The sequence below is a fragment of the Pseudomonas sp. Z1-12 genome (assembly GCF_051132015.1).
In the GTDB taxonomy this organism is placed as follows: Bacteria; Pseudomonadota; Gammaproteobacteria; order Pseudomonadales; family Pseudomonadaceae; genus Aquipseudomonas; species Aquipseudomonas zanjanensis.
The window spans coordinates 57258-74031 of the sequence record NZ_CP071647.1 but is presented as its reverse complement, the minus strand read 5'-3'; the positions used below and the strand labels follow the sequence as shown (position 1 = coordinate 74031).

18 protein-coding genes are annotated in these 16774 nt (G+C 59.7%); 13 read left to right on the top strand and 5 right to left on the bottom strand.

All coding sequences use genetic code 11. From position 1 onward, the window contains the following. Window positions 1-9: 9 nt before the first annotated feature. Both J3P85_RS00365 and J3P85_RS00360 read right to left on the bottom strand, forming a co-directional pair. Window positions 10-1230 (bottom strand): CaiB/BaiF CoA transferase family protein, encoded by a 1221-nt coding sequence (locus tag J3P85_RS00365; protein WP_434704505.1) that lies wholly within the window; start codon window positions 1228-1230, stop codon window positions 10-12. Between the two features lie 13 nt (window positions 1231-1243). Next, on the bottom strand, window positions 1244-2425 hold the full coding sequence (locus J3P85_RS00360) for an acyl-CoA dehydrogenase (RefSeq protein WP_434704504.1): 1182 nt from the start codon (window positions 2423-2425) through the stop codon (window positions 1244-1246). 156 nt (window positions 2426-2581) lie between these two features. Between J3P85_RS00360 and J3P85_RS00355 the strand changes: the two genes are divergently transcribed. The 10 genes from J3P85_RS00355 (at window position 2582) to J3P85_RS00310 (ending at window position 12416) form a co-directional block, all read left to right on the top strand. Next, a complete protein-coding gene (locus tag J3P85_RS00355) occupies window positions 2582-3478 on the top strand; it encodes a LysR family transcriptional regulator (protein WP_434704503.1) in 897 nt (298 codons plus the stop codon). A gap of 434 nt (window positions 3479-3912) precedes the next feature. Then, complete coding sequence (locus J3P85_RS00350) at window positions 3913-5034, top strand: Re/Si-specific NAD(P)(+) transhydrogenase subunit alpha (protein ID WP_434704501.1); 1122 nt, start codon at window positions 3913-3915, stop codon at window positions 5032-5034. A gap of 15 nt (window positions 5035-5049) precedes the next feature. Continuing rightward, window positions 5050-5373, top strand: coding sequence for an NAD(P) transhydrogenase subunit alpha (locus tag J3P85_RS00345; RefSeq protein WP_003187010.1), 324 nt, complete (start codon window positions 5050-5052; stop codon window positions 5371-5373). Then, window positions 5373-6809 carry an NAD(P)(+) transhydrogenase (Re/Si-specific) subunit beta gene (locus J3P85_RS00340; RefSeq protein WP_186708190.1) on the top strand — a complete coding sequence of 479 codons (1437 nt, stop codon included), beginning with the start codon at window positions 5373-5375 and terminating at the stop codon, window positions 6807-6809. Before J3P85_RS00345 ends, J3P85_RS00340 begins: the two co-directional genes overlap by 1 nt. A 200-nt stretch (window positions 6810-7009) precedes the next feature. Continuing rightward, window positions 7010-8503 carry an acetyl-CoA hydrolase/transferase family protein gene (locus J3P85_RS00335; RefSeq protein WP_434704500.1) on the top strand — a complete coding sequence of 498 codons (1494 nt, stop codon included), beginning with the start codon at window positions 7010-7012 and terminating at the stop codon, window positions 8501-8503. Between the two features lie 319 nt (window positions 8504-8822). Further along, window positions 8823-9038, top strand: coding sequence for a DUF1127 domain-containing protein (locus tag J3P85_RS00330; RefSeq protein ID WP_003187014.1), 216 nt, complete (start codon window positions 8823-8825; stop codon window positions 9036-9038). A gap of 339 nt (window positions 9039-9377) precedes the next feature. Continuing rightward, window positions 9378-9695, top strand: coding sequence for a DUF2388 domain-containing protein (locus J3P85_RS00325; RefSeq protein ID WP_186708194.1), 318 nt, complete (start codon window positions 9378-9380; stop codon window positions 9693-9695). Between the two features lie 106 nt (window positions 9696-9801). After that, window positions 9802-10110, top strand: a complete 309-nt coding sequence (locus J3P85_RS00320; RefSeq protein ID WP_186708196.1) for a DUF2388 domain-containing protein — start codon at window positions 9802-9804, stop codon at window positions 10108-10110. Window positions 10111-10137: 27 nt separating this feature from the next. Then, window positions 10138-10458, top strand: a complete 321-nt coding sequence (locus J3P85_RS00315) for a DUF2388 domain-containing protein (RefSeq protein WP_186708198.1) — start codon at window positions 10138-10140, stop codon at window positions 10456-10458. A gap of 17 nt (window positions 10459-10475) precedes the next feature. After that, window positions 10476-12416, top strand: coding sequence for a DUF4105 domain-containing protein (locus J3P85_RS00310; protein WP_434704499.1), 1941 nt, complete (start codon window positions 10476-10478; stop codon window positions 12414-12416). A 226-nt stretch (window positions 12417-12642) separates the two neighbouring features. Here the strand turns inward: J3P85_RS00310 and trpA are convergent, their stop codons facing one another. Together trpA and trpB are read right to left on the bottom strand one after the other, a co-directional pair. After that, a complete protein-coding gene (gene trpA, locus J3P85_RS00305; protein ID WP_434704498.1) occupies window positions 12643-13455 on the bottom strand; it encodes a tryptophan synthase subunit alpha in 813 nt (270 codons plus the stop codon). Further along, window positions 13455-14687, bottom strand: coding sequence for a tryptophan synthase subunit beta (trpB, locus tag J3P85_RS00300; RefSeq protein WP_072411224.1), 1233 nt, complete (start codon window positions 14685-14687; stop codon window positions 13455-13457). Before trpB ends, trpA begins: the two co-directional genes overlap by 1 nt. Before the next feature lie 112 nt (window positions 14688-14799). Between trpB and J3P85_RS00295 the strand changes: the two genes are divergently transcribed. Further along, a complete protein-coding gene (locus J3P85_RS00295; RefSeq protein WP_434704497.1) occupies window positions 14800-15717 on the top strand; it encodes a LysR family transcriptional regulator in 918 nt (305 codons plus the stop codon). Here the strand turns inward: J3P85_RS00295 and J3P85_RS00290 are convergent. Further along, on the bottom strand, window positions 15690-16016 hold the full coding sequence (locus J3P85_RS00290; RefSeq protein ID WP_053127069.1) for a DUF883 family protein: 327 nt from the start codon (window positions 16014-16016) through the stop codon (window positions 15690-15692). The two genes, J3P85_RS00295 and J3P85_RS00290, sit on opposite strands and share 28 nt — an antisense overlap. Before the next feature lie 153 nt (window positions 16017-16169). Between J3P85_RS00290 and J3P85_RS00285 the strand changes: the two genes are divergently transcribed. Then, window positions 16170-16385, top strand: a complete 216-nt coding sequence (locus J3P85_RS00285) for a dodecin (protein WP_003177209.1) — start codon at window positions 16170-16172, stop codon at window positions 16383-16385. 113 nt (window positions 16386-16498) lie between these two features. After that, window positions 16499-16723 carry a DUF1161 domain-containing protein gene (locus J3P85_RS00280; RefSeq protein ID WP_434704496.1) on the top strand — a complete coding sequence of 75 codons (225 nt, stop codon included), beginning with the start codon at window positions 16499-16501 and terminating at the stop codon, window positions 16721-16723. Window positions 16724-16774: the final 51 nt, after the last annotated feature.

The window sequence follows — 16774 nt, the reverse complement described above, 5'->3', positions numbered from 1 at the left end:
AGAGAACGCTCAAATAACCCCTGCCTCCCTGAATGCCGCCACTGCCGCTTCATCCAACCCCAACACTCGCTGCAATATCTCCAACGTATGCTCCCCTAATAAAGGGGGCGCATTGCGATACTCCACCGGCGTCTCGGACAATCGAATCGGGCTGGCCACCTGCGGCACGCTACCAGCCAATAGATGAGGCAATTCCATTGCCAATCCACGCGCTTGCACCTGAGGGTCGGCAAACACTTGGGCAAGGTCGTTGATTGGCCCGCACGGCACACCTGCCTGCTCCAACTGGACCACCCACTCAGCGGTGGTCTTGAACACCGTGGCCTGGCGGATCAACGGAATCAACACCGCACGGTTTGCGACCCGCAGCTTGTTCGTGGCAAAACGCGGATCATCAGCCCACTGCGGCTGCCCGGCCACCTCAGCGAACTTGCGGAACTGACCGTCATTACCCACAGTAAGGATGAAGTCGCCGTCAGCCGTAGGAAAATCCTGATAAGGCACGATGTTCGGATGAGCATTGCCCAGCCGCTTCGGCGCATTGCCTGTAGTCAGGTAGTTCATCGCCTGGTTGGCCAGGCAAGCCACCTGGACATCCAGCAAGGCCATGTCGATGTGCTGCCCTCCGCCGGCATGATCCCGATGAGCCAGCGCCGCCAAAATGGCAGCCGTCGAGTACAACCCCGTGAGGATATCCGTCAGCGCAACCCCCACCTTCACCGGCCCCGCGCCCTCATCCCCCTCTGGGCGACCGGTCAGGCTCATCAAGCCCCCCAATCCCTGGATCATGAAGTCATACCCGGCGCGCTTGGCATAAGGGCCGGTCTGTCCGAACCCGGTGATCGAGCAGTAGATCAACTGCGGATTGATCGCCTTCAGCGAGTCATAGTCCAGGCCATACGCAGCCAGGCCGCCCACCTTGAAATTCTCGATCAGGATATCGGACTTGGCCGCCAGCTCCCGCACCAGCCGCTGACCCTCTGGCCGCGTAAAGTCGATGGTCACCGACTGCTTGTTGCGATTGGCCGACAGATAATAGGCAGCTTCGGTCGTGTTCTCGCCTCTGGCATCCTTCAGGAAGGGCGGCCCCCAGGCGCGCGTATCGTCACCATTGCCGGGACGCTCGACCTTGATGACGTCAGCCCCCAGGTCCGCCAGGATCTGTCCGGCCCACGGCCCGGCCAGAACCCTCGATAAATCCAATACCCGCAGATGCGAAAGCGCGCCCATGACCGTTCTCCTATTAATAGAACGCCTGGATACCGGTTTGCGCACGCCCCAGGATCAGCGCATGAACGTCGTGCGTGCCTTCGTAGGTGTTCACGACTTCCAGGTTTACGAGATGACGAGCGATACCGAATTCATCGGAAATACCGTTGCCGCCCAGCATGTCCCGCGCCATCCGAGCAATATCCAACGACTTGCCGCAGGAGTTGCGCTTCATGATCGAGGTAATCTCGACTGCCGCCGTGCCCTCATCTTTCATACGCCCCAAACGCAGGCACCCCTGCAGCGCAAGCGTGATTTCAGTCTGCATGTCGGCCAGTTTCTTCTGGATCAACTGATTGGCCGCGAGCGGACGACCGAACTGCTGGCGATCCAGCGTATATTGGCGAGCGGTGTGCCAGCAGAATTCAGCGGCTCCCAAAGCGCCCCAGGAGATCCCGTAGCGCGCTGAGTTCAGGCAAGTAAACGGGCCTTTAAGACCACGGACATCGGGGAAAATGTTCTCTTCCGGGACGAATACATTGTCCATGACGATTTCGCCGGTGATCGAAGCGCGCAGCCCGACCTTGCCATGGATAGCCGGCGCGCTCAGCCCCTTCCAGCCCTTTTCAAGAACGAAACCGCGGATATCGCCAGCATCGTCCTTGCCCCAGACGACAAAGACATCAGCGATCGGACTGTTGGTGATCCACATCTTGCTGCCCGTCAGGCTGTAGCCACCTTCCACTTTGCGCGCACGAGTACTCATCGCGCCTGGGTCGGAACCATGGTTCGGCTCGGTCAGACCAAAGCAGCCGATCCACTCGCCAGACGCCAGCTTCGGCAAATACTTCTGCTTTTGTGCTTCAGTCCCGAATTCATTGATCGGCACCATGACCAGCGAGGACTGCACGCTCATCATCGAGCGATAGCCGGAATCGACGCGCTCCACTTCACGCGCGATCAGGCCGTAGCTGACGTAGTTCAGCCCGCTGCCGCCGTACTGCTCAGGAATGGTTGCCCCCAGCAGGCCCACTTCGCCCATCTCGCGGAAAATCGCCGGGTCGGTTTTCTCATGGCGGAACGCCTCCAGCACTCGCGGTGCCAGTTTCTGCTGGGCGAACTGCTCGGCAGTGTCGCGAATCATGCGTTCTTCTTCGGTGAGCTGCTGATCCAGCAACAATGGATCGATCCAGTTGAAGCTCGCTTTGCCGGCCATGAAAAAATCCTCGCCAATTAAATGAAAATCGTGGATTGATCCTAGGCGCGGTTTCCTACAAGGGCAAACGAGGATTACGCACTATGCTGTGCTAATTTCTCACTCCGTAAACGCCATAAACCCTGTTTAAGCAGTTATTGAGTGAGGCTTACGTACATGCGCCGCAAAATCCCCAGTACCGCCGCCCTGGTCAGTTTCGAGGCTGCCGCACGCCATGAAAGCTTCACCAAGGCGGCGCAGGAGCTTTCTCTCACGCAAGGCGCTATCTGCCGACAGATCGCCAGCCTGGAGGATTTCCTCAGCGTCGAGCTTTTTCGACGCTCGCGCCGTGGGGTCAAACTGACCGAAGCAGGACTTTCCTACAGCCGTCGGGTTGCCACCCAACTGGATGCCGTCGAGCGCGACACACTTTCCGTGATGGGGCACACCGGCGCGAACGTGATTGAACTGGCCGTGGTTCCGACCTTCGGCACCCAATGGCTGCTGCCACGTCTCAAGGACTTCCAGCAGCAACATCCGGAAGTCACGGTCAACCTGACCAACCGCACGCGCCCCTTTCTCTTTGCGGACACGGAGTTTGACGCCGCCATCTATTTTGGTGACGCGGACTGGTCCGGTACCGAATCCCACAAGCTGATGGGCGAAAATCCGATGCCGGTATGCAGCCCTGCTTTACTGGGTGACCGGAAGACCCTGACACCGGAGGCCATTGCCGATTTGCCCTTGCTCCAGCAGACCACTCGCCCGTATGCGTGGCGCCAGTGGTTCAACGCTCAGAACCTGAACATTGCACGAGACCTGACAGGCCCTCGTTATGAACTATTCTCCATGCTCGCCCAAGCGGCCATGCACGACATGGGCGTTGCGCTGATTCCGCCCTTTTTGATTCAGCGCGAGCTTGCAGAGCAACGTTTAGTGGTGGCCAACCGTAACGCGCTGTCGAGCATCAAGGCCTACTACCTGATGATTCCAGAGCGAAAGGTCGAATCCGCCTCTCTTCGAGCTTTTCGTGATTGGCTGGTGAAACAAGCTACGAGCTATCTCCTTGATTGATAAGGGAAAGCCAAAGTCCTACTTAGGTAGTCAACTAACAAAAGTCGCTACAGATATAAGTTTATGTCGCATTCAGTCAATCTGTTATGAAACCCGTGCAGTAGTCTCCAAAGCGTCTAAATACATGGCTTAGAGCCATATCGCGCAGCGCATCAGCGCTTATTCATCTGGCCGATGGGAAAAATTGTCAATTTGAACCTAAATCCTTGGAAAGCGCGGCCCACAAGGGCTGTCGATCGATAATTGCGACATTCGGTCACAGGGTGACTTGTAGTTAATTTTCCGTCACCCGTCATAATCCCTTGAAGGGCTGAATTTTCGCCTGCAAAATGCCGCGCCCCGCCTGGTTTGGCGGGATCGTGCTGATCGGCCGCCCCAGTCGCACCATCCGAAGTGCCTGGGTTTACTCAATAAGATCACGCAGGAGATTTGACGTGCACATTGGTGTTCCCCTCGAAACCCAAACGGGTGAAACACGGGTTGCTGCTACCCCGGAAACCATCAAGAAGTTGATCGGCCAAGGCCATAAAGTCACTGTCCAAAGTGGCGCCGGTATCAAGGCCAGCGTTATCGACAGTGCCTATGAGGCAGCGGGCGCAACCATTGGCAGCGCCAGTGATGCATTCGGGGCCGAGCTGATCCTTAAGGTGGTCGCTCCCAGCGACAGCGAACTGACGCTGATCAAGAGCGGCACCGTTCTGGTGGGCATGCTCAATCCGTTCAACAACGAAACCATCGCCAAGCTGGCCGAACGCGGCATCACCGCCTTCGCCCTTGAGGCCGCGCCGCGTACGTCCCGCGCCCAGAGCCTGGACGTGCTGTCGTCGCAAGCGAACATCGCCGGCTACAAAGCCGTGCTGCTGGCTGCCCACCACTACCCGCGCTTCATGCCTATGCTGATGACCGCCGCAGGCACCGTGAAAGCGGCGCGCGTACTGATTCTCGGCGCCGGCGTGGCCGGGTTGCAGGCGATTGCCACGGCCAAGCGCCTGGGCGCCGTGATTGAGGCTTCGGATGTGCGCCCTGCGGTGAAGGAGCAAATCGAATCCCTCGGCGCCAAGTTCGTCGACGTGCCTTACGAGACCGACGAAGAGCGTGAATGCGCGGTCGGCGTCGGCGGTTATGCCCGACCGATGCCGGCCAGTTGGATGCAGCGCCAGGCCCAGGCGGTGCATGAGCGCGCCAAGCAGGCCGACATCGTGATCACCACCGCATTGATTCCGGGCCGCAAGGCACCGACCTTGCTAAGTGCTGAAACCGTCGCGCAGATGAAACCCGGCTCGGTGGTCATCGACCTCGCGGCAGCCCAGGGTGGCAACTGTCCGCTGACCGTGGCTGATCAGGTGGTGATCGAGAACGGCGTCACCATCGCCGGCCCGACCAACCTGGCCGGTGAAGTCGCGGCCGATGCTTCGGCGCTGTACGCCCGTAACCTGCTGGACTTCCTGAAGCTGGTCTTCACCAAGGAAGGTCAGTTCGACGTGAACCTGGAAGACGACATTGTCGCCGCGTGCCTGATGTGCCGCGACGGCCAAGTCATCCGCAAAAACGCCTAAGCAGGGATTCAGACAATGGAAGAGCTTATCTCCCCCGGTATCTACAACCTGATCATCTTTGTGCTGGCCATTTATGTCGGTTATCACGTGGTCTGGAACGTAACGCCCGCGCTGCACACGCCATTGATGGCGGTGACCAACGCTATTTCGGCGATCGTAATCGTCGGCGCCATGCTCGCCGCCGCCCTGACCGTAACGCCGCTGGGCAAGACCATGGGCACCCTCGCCGTGGCCCTGGCCGCCGTGAACGTGTTCGGTGGCTTCCTGGTGACGCGCCGCATGCTTGAGATGTTCAAGAAAAAAGCCCCGAAAGCCGTAAAAGAAGAGGCGCCCAAGTAATGAGCATGAACCTGGTAACGACGCTCTACCTGATCGCGTCCATCTGCTTCATCCAGGCCCTCAAAGGCCTGTCGCACCCCACCACCTCCCGCCGCGGCAACCTGTTCGGCATGCTCGGGATGGCGTTGGCGGTGCTCACCACTGTGGGTCTCATCTATAAACTAGGTGCCGAGTTGGCAACCGCCGGCATTGGCTACGTCATCGTCGGCCTGTTGGTTGGCGGTACTGCTGGCTCGATCATGGCCAAGCGTGTCGAGATGACCAAGATGCCGGAGCTGGTCGCCTTCATGCACAGCATGATCGGCCTGGCGGCGGTGTTCATTGCCATCGCGGCGGTCGTCGAGCCGCAATCGCTGGGTATCGTCAAGCAGTTGGGGGATTCGATTCCGGCGGGTAACCGTCTGGAGCTGTTCCTCGGCGCCGCCATCGGTGCAATCACCTTCTCCGGCTCGGTGATCGCGTTCGGCAAGCTCTCGGGCAAATACAAGTTCCGCCTGTTCCAGGGCGCACCGGTACAGTTTGGCGGCCAGCACAAGCTCAACCTGATCCTGGGCCTGGCAACGCTGGGCCTGGGCCTGACTTTCATGTTTACCGGCAACCTCGGCGCGTTCGCCCTGATGCTGGCCCTGGCGTTTGTCCTGGGTGTACTGATCATCATCCCGATCGGCGGCGCGGACATGCCGGTGGTGGTCTCGATGCTCAACAGTTACTCCGGCTGGGCAGCGGCGGGTATCGGCTTCTCGCTGAACAACTCGATGCTGATCATTGCCGGTTCGTTGGTGGGTTCGAGCGGTGCGATTCTCTCGTACATCATGTGCAAGGCGATGAACCGTTCGTTCTTCAACGTGTTGCTCGGTGGCTTCGGCAACACCGCCGATGCGGCTGGCCCGGCAGGCTCGAAAGAAGCTCGTCCGGTGAAATCCGGCTCGGCTGACGACGCTACCTTCCTGCTGACCAACGCCGACACGGTGATCATCGTTCCAGGCTACGGCCTGGCGGTGGCCCGGGCGCAACACGCGCTGAAAGAGCTGACCGAGAAGCTGACCCACCATGGCGTGACCGTTAAATACGCGATCCACCCGGTGGCCGGTCGCATGCCCGGGCACATGAACGTGCTACTGGCCGAGGCCGAAGTGCCTTACGACCAGGTGTTCGAGATGGAGGACATCAACTCCGAGTTCGGCCAGGCCGACGTGGTGCTGGTGCTGGGCGCCAACGATGTGGTCAACCCGGCGGCGAAGAACGATCCGAAGTCGCCGATTGCCGGCATGCCGATCCTCGAGGCCTTCAAGGCCAAGACCATCATCGTCAACAAGCGCTCGATGGCCAGCGGTTATGCCGGCCTGGACAACGAGCTGTTCTACCTCGACAAGACCATGATGGTGTTCGGTGACGCCAAGAAGGTCATCGAGGACATGGTCAAAGCCGTGGAATAACTCCATCGCTGTTTCATCCAAAACGCCCCGACTTATCGGGGCGTTTTGATTTGTATCAAGGCAAAATATTGCCGATCCGGTAATGATGTTTTGCCTGAAACGCCCGTAATAGACGCCTAAAATGCGACCTTTGTAGCGGGTCGGGCACAGCGCTAATTCACTAGACTGCGCATCTTGCTTTCCAGCCCGAGATAACCCCTATGTACCGTGATCGCATCCGCCTGCCTTCGTTATTGAACAAAGTGATGAGCGCTGCCGAAGCAGCCTTGTTTATTCAGGACGGCATGACCGTCGGCATGAGCGGTTTTACCCGCGCTGGAGAAGCGAAAGCAGTGCCCCACGCCCTGGCTGAGCGCGCCAAGGTCACGCCGTTGAAAATCAGCTTGATGACCGGTGCGAGCCTGGGCAACGACCTCGATAAAGAGCTCACCGAAGCAGGTGTACTGGCGCGACGCATGCCGTTTCAGGTCGACAGCACGCTACGCAAGGCGATCAACGCGGGCAAGGTGATGTTCATTGACCAGCACCTCTCGGAAACCGTCGAACAACTACGCAACGGCCAGCTCAAGCTGCCCGATATTGCCGTGATCGAAGCAGTAGCCATCACCGAGCAAGGGCATATCGTACCGACCACGTCGGTGGGCAACTCGGCCAGTTTTGCCATCTTCGCCCGGCAAGTGATCATCGAGATCAACCTGGCTCACAACCCGAACCTGGAAGGGCTGCACGACATTTATATCCCGACCTATCGCCCTACCCGCACACCGATTCCCCTGGTGAAAGTCGACGACCGCATTGGCAGTCCCGCGATCCCGATCCCGCCGGAAAAAATTGCTGCCATTGTCATTACCAACCAGGGGGACTCGCCTTCGACCGTCGCGCCACCCGACAGCGACACCCAGGCCATTGCAGATCACCTGATCGACTTCTTCAAGCAGGAAGTCGCGGCTGGACGCATGACCAATAAGCTCGGGCCGTTGCAGGCCGGAATTGGCAACATCGCCAACGCCGTGATGTGCGGACTGATCGATTCCCCGTTCGAAGACCTGACCATGTATTCCGAGGTCCTGCAGGATTCGACATTTGACTTGATCGACGCCGGCAAGCTGAGTTTCGCCTCCGGCAGCTCAATCACCCTGTCGGGTCGACGCAATGCCGACGTCTTCGGAAACCTGGAGAAGTACAAGGACAAACTGGTCCTGCGCCCCCAGGAAATTTCCAACCATCCCGAAGTGGTGCGCCGCCTGGGCATCATTGGTATCAACACCGCGTTGGAGTTCGACCTGTACGGCAACGTCAACTCCACCCATGTCTGCGGCACGCGGATGATGAACGGCATCGGTGGTTCGGGGGATTTCGCCCGTAACGCCCACTTGGCGATCTTCGTTACCAAGTCGATAGCCAAGGGCGGCGCCATTTCCAGTGTCGTGCCGATGGTCAGCCATGTGGACCATACCGAACATGACGTTGACATCCTAGTGACCGAGATCGGCCTGGCCGACCTGCGGGGCCTGGCGCCGAGGGAGCGGGCACGCGTGATCATCGACAATTGTGTGCACCCGTCCTATCGCCAGGCCTTGAATGACTATTTCGACGCCGCGTGCGCCTTGGGCGGCCATACCCCGCATATCCTGCGCGATGCACTGAGTTGGCACTTTAATCTAGAAGAAACCGGGCGCATGCTGGCCGTCTGATACAGCTGGATCACCGTTATCGCAAATACAGTTTTGGTTGCGGCCTGCCATTCGCTTCGATCGTTACAAAAACTGTACTGCTGTACCGGTGTTTTCTTACAGTCTTTTCCTTCAAAACTGCCAGCCATGCATAAAATTGCACCAATAAAGTGCATACAGGTACAGTTGCCTCAATATCGACCAGTACACCACCCTTTAACAGTTAACTGGTCTCTCACAATACAGGTGAACTGTATCTAGAGAGACTGGCCAAACGAGAGGATCATGGGCACCAGTTAAACCACTACCTAATCCCGCCACAAGCGGAAGGATGTCAACCATGGAACGTACACTCAGTTCCGAGCTGTTTTTCGAAGACAAAGCTGAAAAAAACCAGGCTTCCCTGCCTCTTCGCGTTATCGCCAACCTGATGTTGTGGCAGCGCCGCATCGCCAGCCGTCACCAACTGGCTCGTCTGGATTCGCGCCTGCTGGCTGATGCCGGTATCAGCGAAGCACAACGCTACGAAGAGCTGAGCAAGCCGTTCTGGCGCTAACTCAGCGTCGCTGGCCCTGACCCACCGGGTCCACTGCCAGCACCGAATTGAACAAACAAGACCCGTCGCGGGTAACCGCGACGGGTCTTGTCGTTCCCGGGCCCCGATTTTTAGGGTTGTCCGGAGTTAAATAACAGTTTTCATCAAAACAAAAACATACCAGTACAGTTATGCTTGGACCGTAACGACGCCATGCAAGCGTCCTACAGTGACTCGCAAGGGCTGTCAGCCAACGCGTTCCTGCCCTAATATCGAGGTGAACGTGGCGAAGCGAGTCGAGCATGCGTCTCCTCTTCCAGCTACACGCACCGGCATCACCCTCATTCAAGGAGTTTCATCATGATCCGTCTTCGCCTGCTCAGCGCAGCTGCTCTCCTGGCCGTAGCCGCTCATTCCAACGCCAGCAGCTTCATTGTGACCACTGACTCCCTCGTCGGAGCGCTCAAAGCCACGTCCGACGTGACTTCCGATGCAACCTCGTCATTGCGTGACAACAAAATCGTTCAAGCCGCCCGTGACGACGCTGCCAGCTTCGTCGCCAGCGAAGGCGCCATCCGTGGTGTGAAACTGGAAAGTGCCCTGGATTACATCCGCCAACAGGCACCGCAACTCAACGCCACCGATGCGCAGCTGGCCCAGGCCATCCTGGTGATCTGATGCAACATGAAACATCGGGCGCCAATTGGTGTTCCGATGTTTCAGCACTGGCTCTGGCCCGCAGGTTTGCGCTAGCCTTCAGGCTCGCCATCAACCGTCGAGTCCCATGCGTTTTTACTCAGATCTGTTCATCGCGTCTTTCTTCGTCGTTTCTTGCTGGTCCGTGCCGGCCCATGCCTTCGATGTGTCTACCCAGCAAGTGGTGGTCAGCGGCTATGCCACGAGCATGGTGACCTCCGCGCCCTTCGACCATAAACTGATCGTCGCCGCTCGTGATGACGCTGCGGCCTTCATTGCCAGCGACGGGCAGTTGCGAGGTGCACAACTGGAGTCGGCCCTGGACTACCTGCGCCGGACCCAGCCAAAACTTCATGCCAGCGACCTTGAACTGGCACAAGCAATTCTCGTCCAATAGTTATCCTTATTTTTCCGGAGTCGTTCCATGCGTAGCCCGCTGATTGCTGCCGCCCTCGGCCTGTTGGTTTTGGCCGATGTGGCCCAGGCACAAACCCTGGTAGCCACCAGTAACATCATCGTTCGCGCCTCCCAGCGCACGATCGATTTCACCTCCGACACCACCACGTCCATCCGTGATTCGAAAATCGTCCGCGAAGCCCATGACGATGCGGCCAGTTTTGTCGCCAGCAATGGTGAAATTCGTGGTGCTCATCTCGAGGCCGCCTTCGACACCTTGCGCACCCGCGTGCCGGAAGCCCGGGATGCCAGTGACCAGGTTCTCGCCGAAGCCATCCTCGCATTGTGAGGCGGTTCGCCGCCTGGATGGCGGCCGGGGTCTTGCTGCTCACCGGCAGCATGGCCCAGGCCGGCCTGCAACTGCACCTCAACGTCGAAGGACTGAGCCCGGCGCAACAGCAGGCCAGCCAGGCGCTGCTCGATGAAGCCATGCAGGCCCTGCCGCCGCGCTTCATCGAGCGACTGGACCGACGCATCAATGTCGGCTGGACCGACCAGATGCCCGCCAATGCCTACGGCCAGGCCTCGTTGGTGTCGCAACTGGACCTCAACAGCAACCTGCTCGACAGCCTTGTCGACGGCAGCGCCGCGACGCAAAAGACCCAGCGCCCCCACGGCACCGTCCGCCGGGAAATGCTCGCCACGGTCTTGCATGAACTGACCCACATCTACGACCGCTCGCGCCTATGGCCAGACGCCGAACGCACGCTGATCCAGCGTTGCACTCGACGCAACGGCAGCGCCGGGCTGATCGGCCTCCCCGATGAATGCCGGGGCCAGAACGACCGCCGCTTTACCCTCAGCGATGATCCGCGCTTGCTGGACCTCGCCGGCTGGCCGCAATACGTCGGCCGTCGCGGCGCGCGGGAACAGCACAACCGCCAGGTCGCCCGCAGCCCGGACCTCTATGAAACGAGCAGCCCCAAGGAATTCGTCGCGGTCAACATGGAGTACTTTCTCCTCGACCCGAGCTATGCCTGCCGACGCCCGGCCTTGTATCGCTATTATCGGGAACACTTCGGCTGGGCGCCTGCCGCCAAGGATACCTGCGCCCAATCGTTCGCCTTCCTCAACGCTGGAAACGACTTCGCCAAGACCCCACTGGGCAAGGTCGATCCAGAGCGGGTCTATGCCATTGATTACCTGCTGGCCGAGGCCAATCAGAACTGGGTAAGCCGCTGGGGCCACAGCATGCTCCGGCTGGTGATCTGCGCACCGGGCCGGCCACGCGGGCCAGACTGCCGGCTGGATCTGGACCAACACTTGGTGCTGTCCTACCGCGCCTTCGTGGGGGATGTGCAGTTGTCGAGTTGGGACGGGCTGGTCGGCAAATACCCCTCGCGCCTGTTCGTATTGCCGTTGGCCCAGGTGATCGATGAATACACCAAGACCGAGCTACGCAGCCTGGCATCGGTGCCGCTGATCCTGTCGCGCACCGAAATCGAGGAAACGGTCGAGCACGCCGCCGAAATGCACTGGAGCTATGACGGCAACTATTACTTCCTGTCCAATAACTGCGCCGTGGAGAGCCTGAAACTGCTGCGCAGCGGCAGCAACAACAAGCAGCTCAACGGCCTGGACAGCATCATGCCCAACGGCCTGCTGGAAGTACTCAAGGGTCGCGGCCTGGCAGATACCAGCGTGTTGGATGACCCCAAGGAAGCCTTGCGCCTGGGCTACCACTTCGACTCATTCCGCGAGCGGTACCAGGCCATGTTCGATGTGCTGAAGAAGTATCTGCCGATCAAGCAACAGACGGTGGAAGACTGGCTGGCCCTGGACGCCGCCGAACGCCGTGTCTGGTTCGACCAGGCAGACCTGCGCACCAGCGCGGCGTTGTTGCTGCTGGAGCAGGCCAGTTATCGTCGGCAGCTGTTGTTGGCGCAGGATGAGGTCAAACAGCGCTACCTCGGAGCCCGTGAGTTGCAGAACGGTGGTATGGAAAGGGCTAACGCGACGCTGCAGCAGATCCTCGCCAACAGCGGTTTCCTCAGCCGCCCGGCCGAACTGCTGGGCAGCAGCGGCTACGGCTTGCCGCAACCCAGCGAGTGGCAACGCCTGGAATCGGAAAGCAGTTTGCGGCAAAAGCAACTGCAAACGCTGACAGGCGATCTGGACAAGGAAGTCCGGGCCTTGCTCGAACCGAGCCGCGCGGCTGAAATTGCTGCAAGCGAGGCCAATGTGAAGGAGATCGGCGAGCATTTGCGCGAGCTGCACAAGGCGGGGGGCGGGTTGGAGTTGCCCTGACGAACAGGGTCGTCATTGTGGCGAGGGAGCTTGCTCCCGCTCGGCTGCGAAGCAGTCGTAAACCAGCCAATGCGCCCTCTCTGAAAGAATTGCATGAACCTGTTTGGGGCCGCTTCGCGACCCAGCGGGAGCAAGCTCCCTCGCCACAAGAGCAATCCCGGCGCAATAAAAAAGGGTTCAGAACCTAGTTCTGAACCCTTTTTTTGGCTCAGCGCCGAACCAGGAATCAGCCGAGACGCGCCTTGCGCACACCATCAGCCAAGGCCGCACACAAGCTCAACACGCCATCGATCGCCTGTTCCGATGTGTCGGCGCTGGCGATATGGTCGATCAGCGCCGAGCCGACCACCACCCCGTCAGCCAGCCGTGCGATGGCCGCCGCCTGCTCCGGTGTACGAATACCGAAACCAATGCTGATGGGCAGATCGGTATGGCGACGCAGGCGCGCCACGGCTTCTTCCACATGCTCCAGCGTCGCGGCGCCGGCACCGGTCACGCCCGCGACCGACACGTAGTACACAAAGCCCGAACTGCCGTTGAGCACCGTCGGCAAACGCACATCGTCAGTGGTCGGCGTGGTCAGGCGGATGAAATCCAGGCCAGCAGCCTGGGCCGGTTCGCACAGTTCGCTGTTGTGCTCGGGCGGCATGTCCACGACGATCAGGCCATCCACGCCAGAATCCAGCGCCTCGCCAATGAAACGCTGCACGCCATAACGGTGGATCGGGTTGAAGTAGCCCATCAACACCAGCGGTGTCTCAGTGTTGTCTTTGCGGAACTCACGAACCATCTGCAGGGTTTTCGCAAGGTTCTGCTGGGCCCCCAGGGCGCGAATGTTCGCCAATTGAATCGCCGGGCCGTCAGCCATCGGGTCGGTGAACGGCATGCCCAACTCGATCACGTCGGCACCCGCCGCCGGCAGGCCCTTGAGGATCGCCAGCGACGTGTCGTAATCCGGGTCGCCCGCCGTGACGAAAGTCACCAGGGCGGCGCGGTTCTGTTCCTTGAGTTCAGCAAAACGGGTTTGCAGGCGGCTCATCAGTGTTTCTCCTGCTGGGACTGTTCCATGTGGTGCATCACGGTTTGCATGTCTTTGTCGCCACGACCGGACAGGTTGACCACCATCAGGTGATCTTTCGGCAGGTTGGGTGCGCGCTTGAACACTTCGGCCAGGGCATGGGCGCTTTCCAGTGCAGGAATGATCCCTTCCAGGCGACAACATTTATGAAAGGCTTCGAGGGCTTCGGCGTCAGTGACCGAGGTGTACTGGACGCGGCCAATGTCGTGCAACCAGGCATGTTCCGGGCCGATACCGGGGTAGTCGAGCCCCGCAGAAATCGAATGGGCGTCGATGATCTGGCCGTCGTCGTCCTGCAACAGGAAGGTGCGGTTGCCGTGCAGTACGCCAGGGACGCCGCCGTTCAGGCTCGCCGCGTGCTTACCGGTCTCGATGCCATAGCCTGCGGCTTCGACGCCGATGATCTCGACACTCTTGTCGTCCAGGAACGGGTGGAACAGGCCCATGGCGTTGGAGCCGCCACCGATGCACGCCACCAGGCTATCCGGCAGGCGACCCTCCTGGGCTTGCAGCTGATCGCGGGTTTCCTTGCCAATCACCGCTTGGAAATCACGCACCATCGCAGGATAAGGATGCGGGCCCGCCACGGTGCCGATCAGGTAGAACGTACTGTCGACGTTGGTGACCCAGTCGCGCAGGGCCTCGTTCATGGCATCTTTGAGGGTGCCGGTGCCGGCGACCACCGGAATGACTTCCGCCCCGAGCAGCTTCATGCGGAACACGTTGGCCTGCTGGCGCTCGATGTCGGTGGTGCCCATGTAGATCACGCAATCCAAGCCGAAACGCGCGGCCACGGTGGCGGTGGCCACGCCGTGCATACCCGCGCCGGTCTCGGCGATGATGCGTTTCTTGCCCATGCGCCGCGCCAGCAGGATCTGGCCGATGCAGTTGTTGATCTTGTGCGCGCCGGTGTGGTTCAGCTCTTCACGCTTGAGGTAGATCTTGGCGCCACCGCAGTACTCGGTCAGGCGCTCGGCGAAGTAGAGCGGGCTCGGACGACCGACATAGTCACGCTGGAAGTAGGCCAATTCCTCAATGAAGGCCGGATCTTCCTTCGCCACTTCGTACTCACGGGCCAGGTCAAGGATCAGCGGCATCAAGGTCTCGGCCACATAACGGCCGCCGAATGCGCCGAACAGGCCATTGGCATCAGGGCCGCTGCGCAGGTTGAAAGAGGTCGTAGGCTGGGTCATCGGGCGCTCCAGGCAAATGCGTTGAAAGACAATGAGGTTCACTCTACCCCTGACATCCTTCAGTGAAAACCGATAAGATCGCCGCAACCTGTCAGGAAAACTCACAAATAAAATGAGCCACGATCTGCCCCCCCTCAACGCCTTGCGCGCCTTCGAGGCCGCCGCCCGCCTGTGCAGCGTAAGCCAGGCGGCCGAACAGCTGCACGTTACCCATGGGGCCGTGAGCCGGCAATTGAAGGTGTTGGAAGAGCATCTGGGCGTCAGCTTGTTCATCAAGGACGGGCGCGGCCTGAAACTCACAGATGCCGGCGTGCGCCTGCGGGACGCCAGCACCGATGCGTTCGAGCGTTTACGCGGTGTTTGCGCGGAGCTGACACAAAGGACGGCAGACGCCCCGTTTGTACTGGGCTGTTCGGGAAGCCTGCTGGCGCGTTGGTTTATTCCTCGCCTGGGCAGGCTCAATGCTGACCTGCCGGATTTGCGCTTGCACCTGTCCGCCGGCGAAGGCGACCTGGACCCCAGGCGACCGGGATTAGACGCCTTGTTGGTATTCGCCGAGCCGCCCTGGCCGGCCGACATGCAGGTGTACGAACTGGTGAGCGAACGGATCGGTCCCGTGATGAGCCCGCACTACGCCGGATTCGCTCGATTGCAGGGTGCACCAGCCAGCGGGTTGCTCGACGAACCGTTGCTGCACACCACCTCGCGTCCACAGGCTTGGCCGGCCTGGGCACGGCAAAACCACCTTGAACCCCAGGCATTGAAGTTCGGGCAAGGATTCGAGCATTTGTATTATTTACTGGAAGCCGCCGTGGCGGGGTTAGGCGTGGCGATCGCGCCCGAACCGCTGGTGGCCGAGGACGTGCGTGCCGGTCGCCTGGTCGCGCCGTGGGGCTTCGATGAAACCGCGGCGCGACTGGCGTTATGGCTACCCAAGCGCGCCGCGGACGGGCGCGCTCGGCAATTGGCCCAATGGCTCAGGCATGAGCTGGGCCAACCGGTTCAGTCACCGCGTTTGCACAGCAGGTAAGCAGCCAGCAAACCCAGCGCACCGACCGCGACACCGGCCGTGGTCCATGGGTGTTCCTGCGCGTAATCTCGCGTGGCGATCCCGGTTTCACGTGTTTTCACCTTGACCTCTTCATAGGCGTCGCTGAGCAGATGGCGAGAATGTTTCAGCGCGTTTTCGGCATTGGCCTTGAGCGACTTGAGGGTTTTACGCGACTCGTCCGAAGCGTCATCCTTCAGACTTTCCAACGACTTGAGCAGACTTTCGATCTCCGCTTCCATGCTTTGCAACGAGGCTTTGCGTAACGAAGTGCTGGCCATGGTGGCTCTCCTGCAGTGGTTGAGTTCGTGTGTGAATTGGGACTCCGACGGTTTGGGAAAGTGCAGTAAATCTGAACTTTCACCGCTTGAGCGGCCACACATGTAAGGCGAAAAATCGCTGCTAGGCTGTTAAAGACAACCAAGGAGAACGTTATGAGTGATCACCATACGTACAAAAAGGTCGAACTGGTCGGTTCCTCTCCCACCAGCATTGAAGACGCCATCAACAACGCCCTGGCCGAAGCCAGCAAGAGCCTCAAGCATTTGGAATGGTTCGAAGTCACGGAAACCCGCGGCCACATCGAAAATGGCCGGGCCGCGCACTTTCAGGTGACGATCAAGGTCGGCTTTCGGATTGCCAATAGCTGAGGTTCGTTGAACTTGCACGCTGGCGGAGTGCCATAGGGAGTGGCGATGCGCTATGGTCTGCGCATTACGTTTTCCAATCCTGCCCTATTTGATCCGACCAAGGAGTGCGAGCGATGAACAAGTTGATGGTGGCCCTGGGTTTGCTGAGCCTTGCCGGTGGTGCGTTTGCGGCCGGCAAACCCTGCGAAGAGCTGAAAAGCGAAATCGCAGCGAAGCTGGACGCCAAGGGCGTGTCAGGTTATTCGCTGGAAATTGTCGATAAAGGCGCAGCGGCTGACGCAAATGTCGTCGGCACCTGTGAGGGCGGTACGAAAGAAATCGTCTACAAACGCGGCTGATAGCGCGTTCAGTTCAAAGCCGACGCACAGCGTCGGCTTTTTATTGACCGC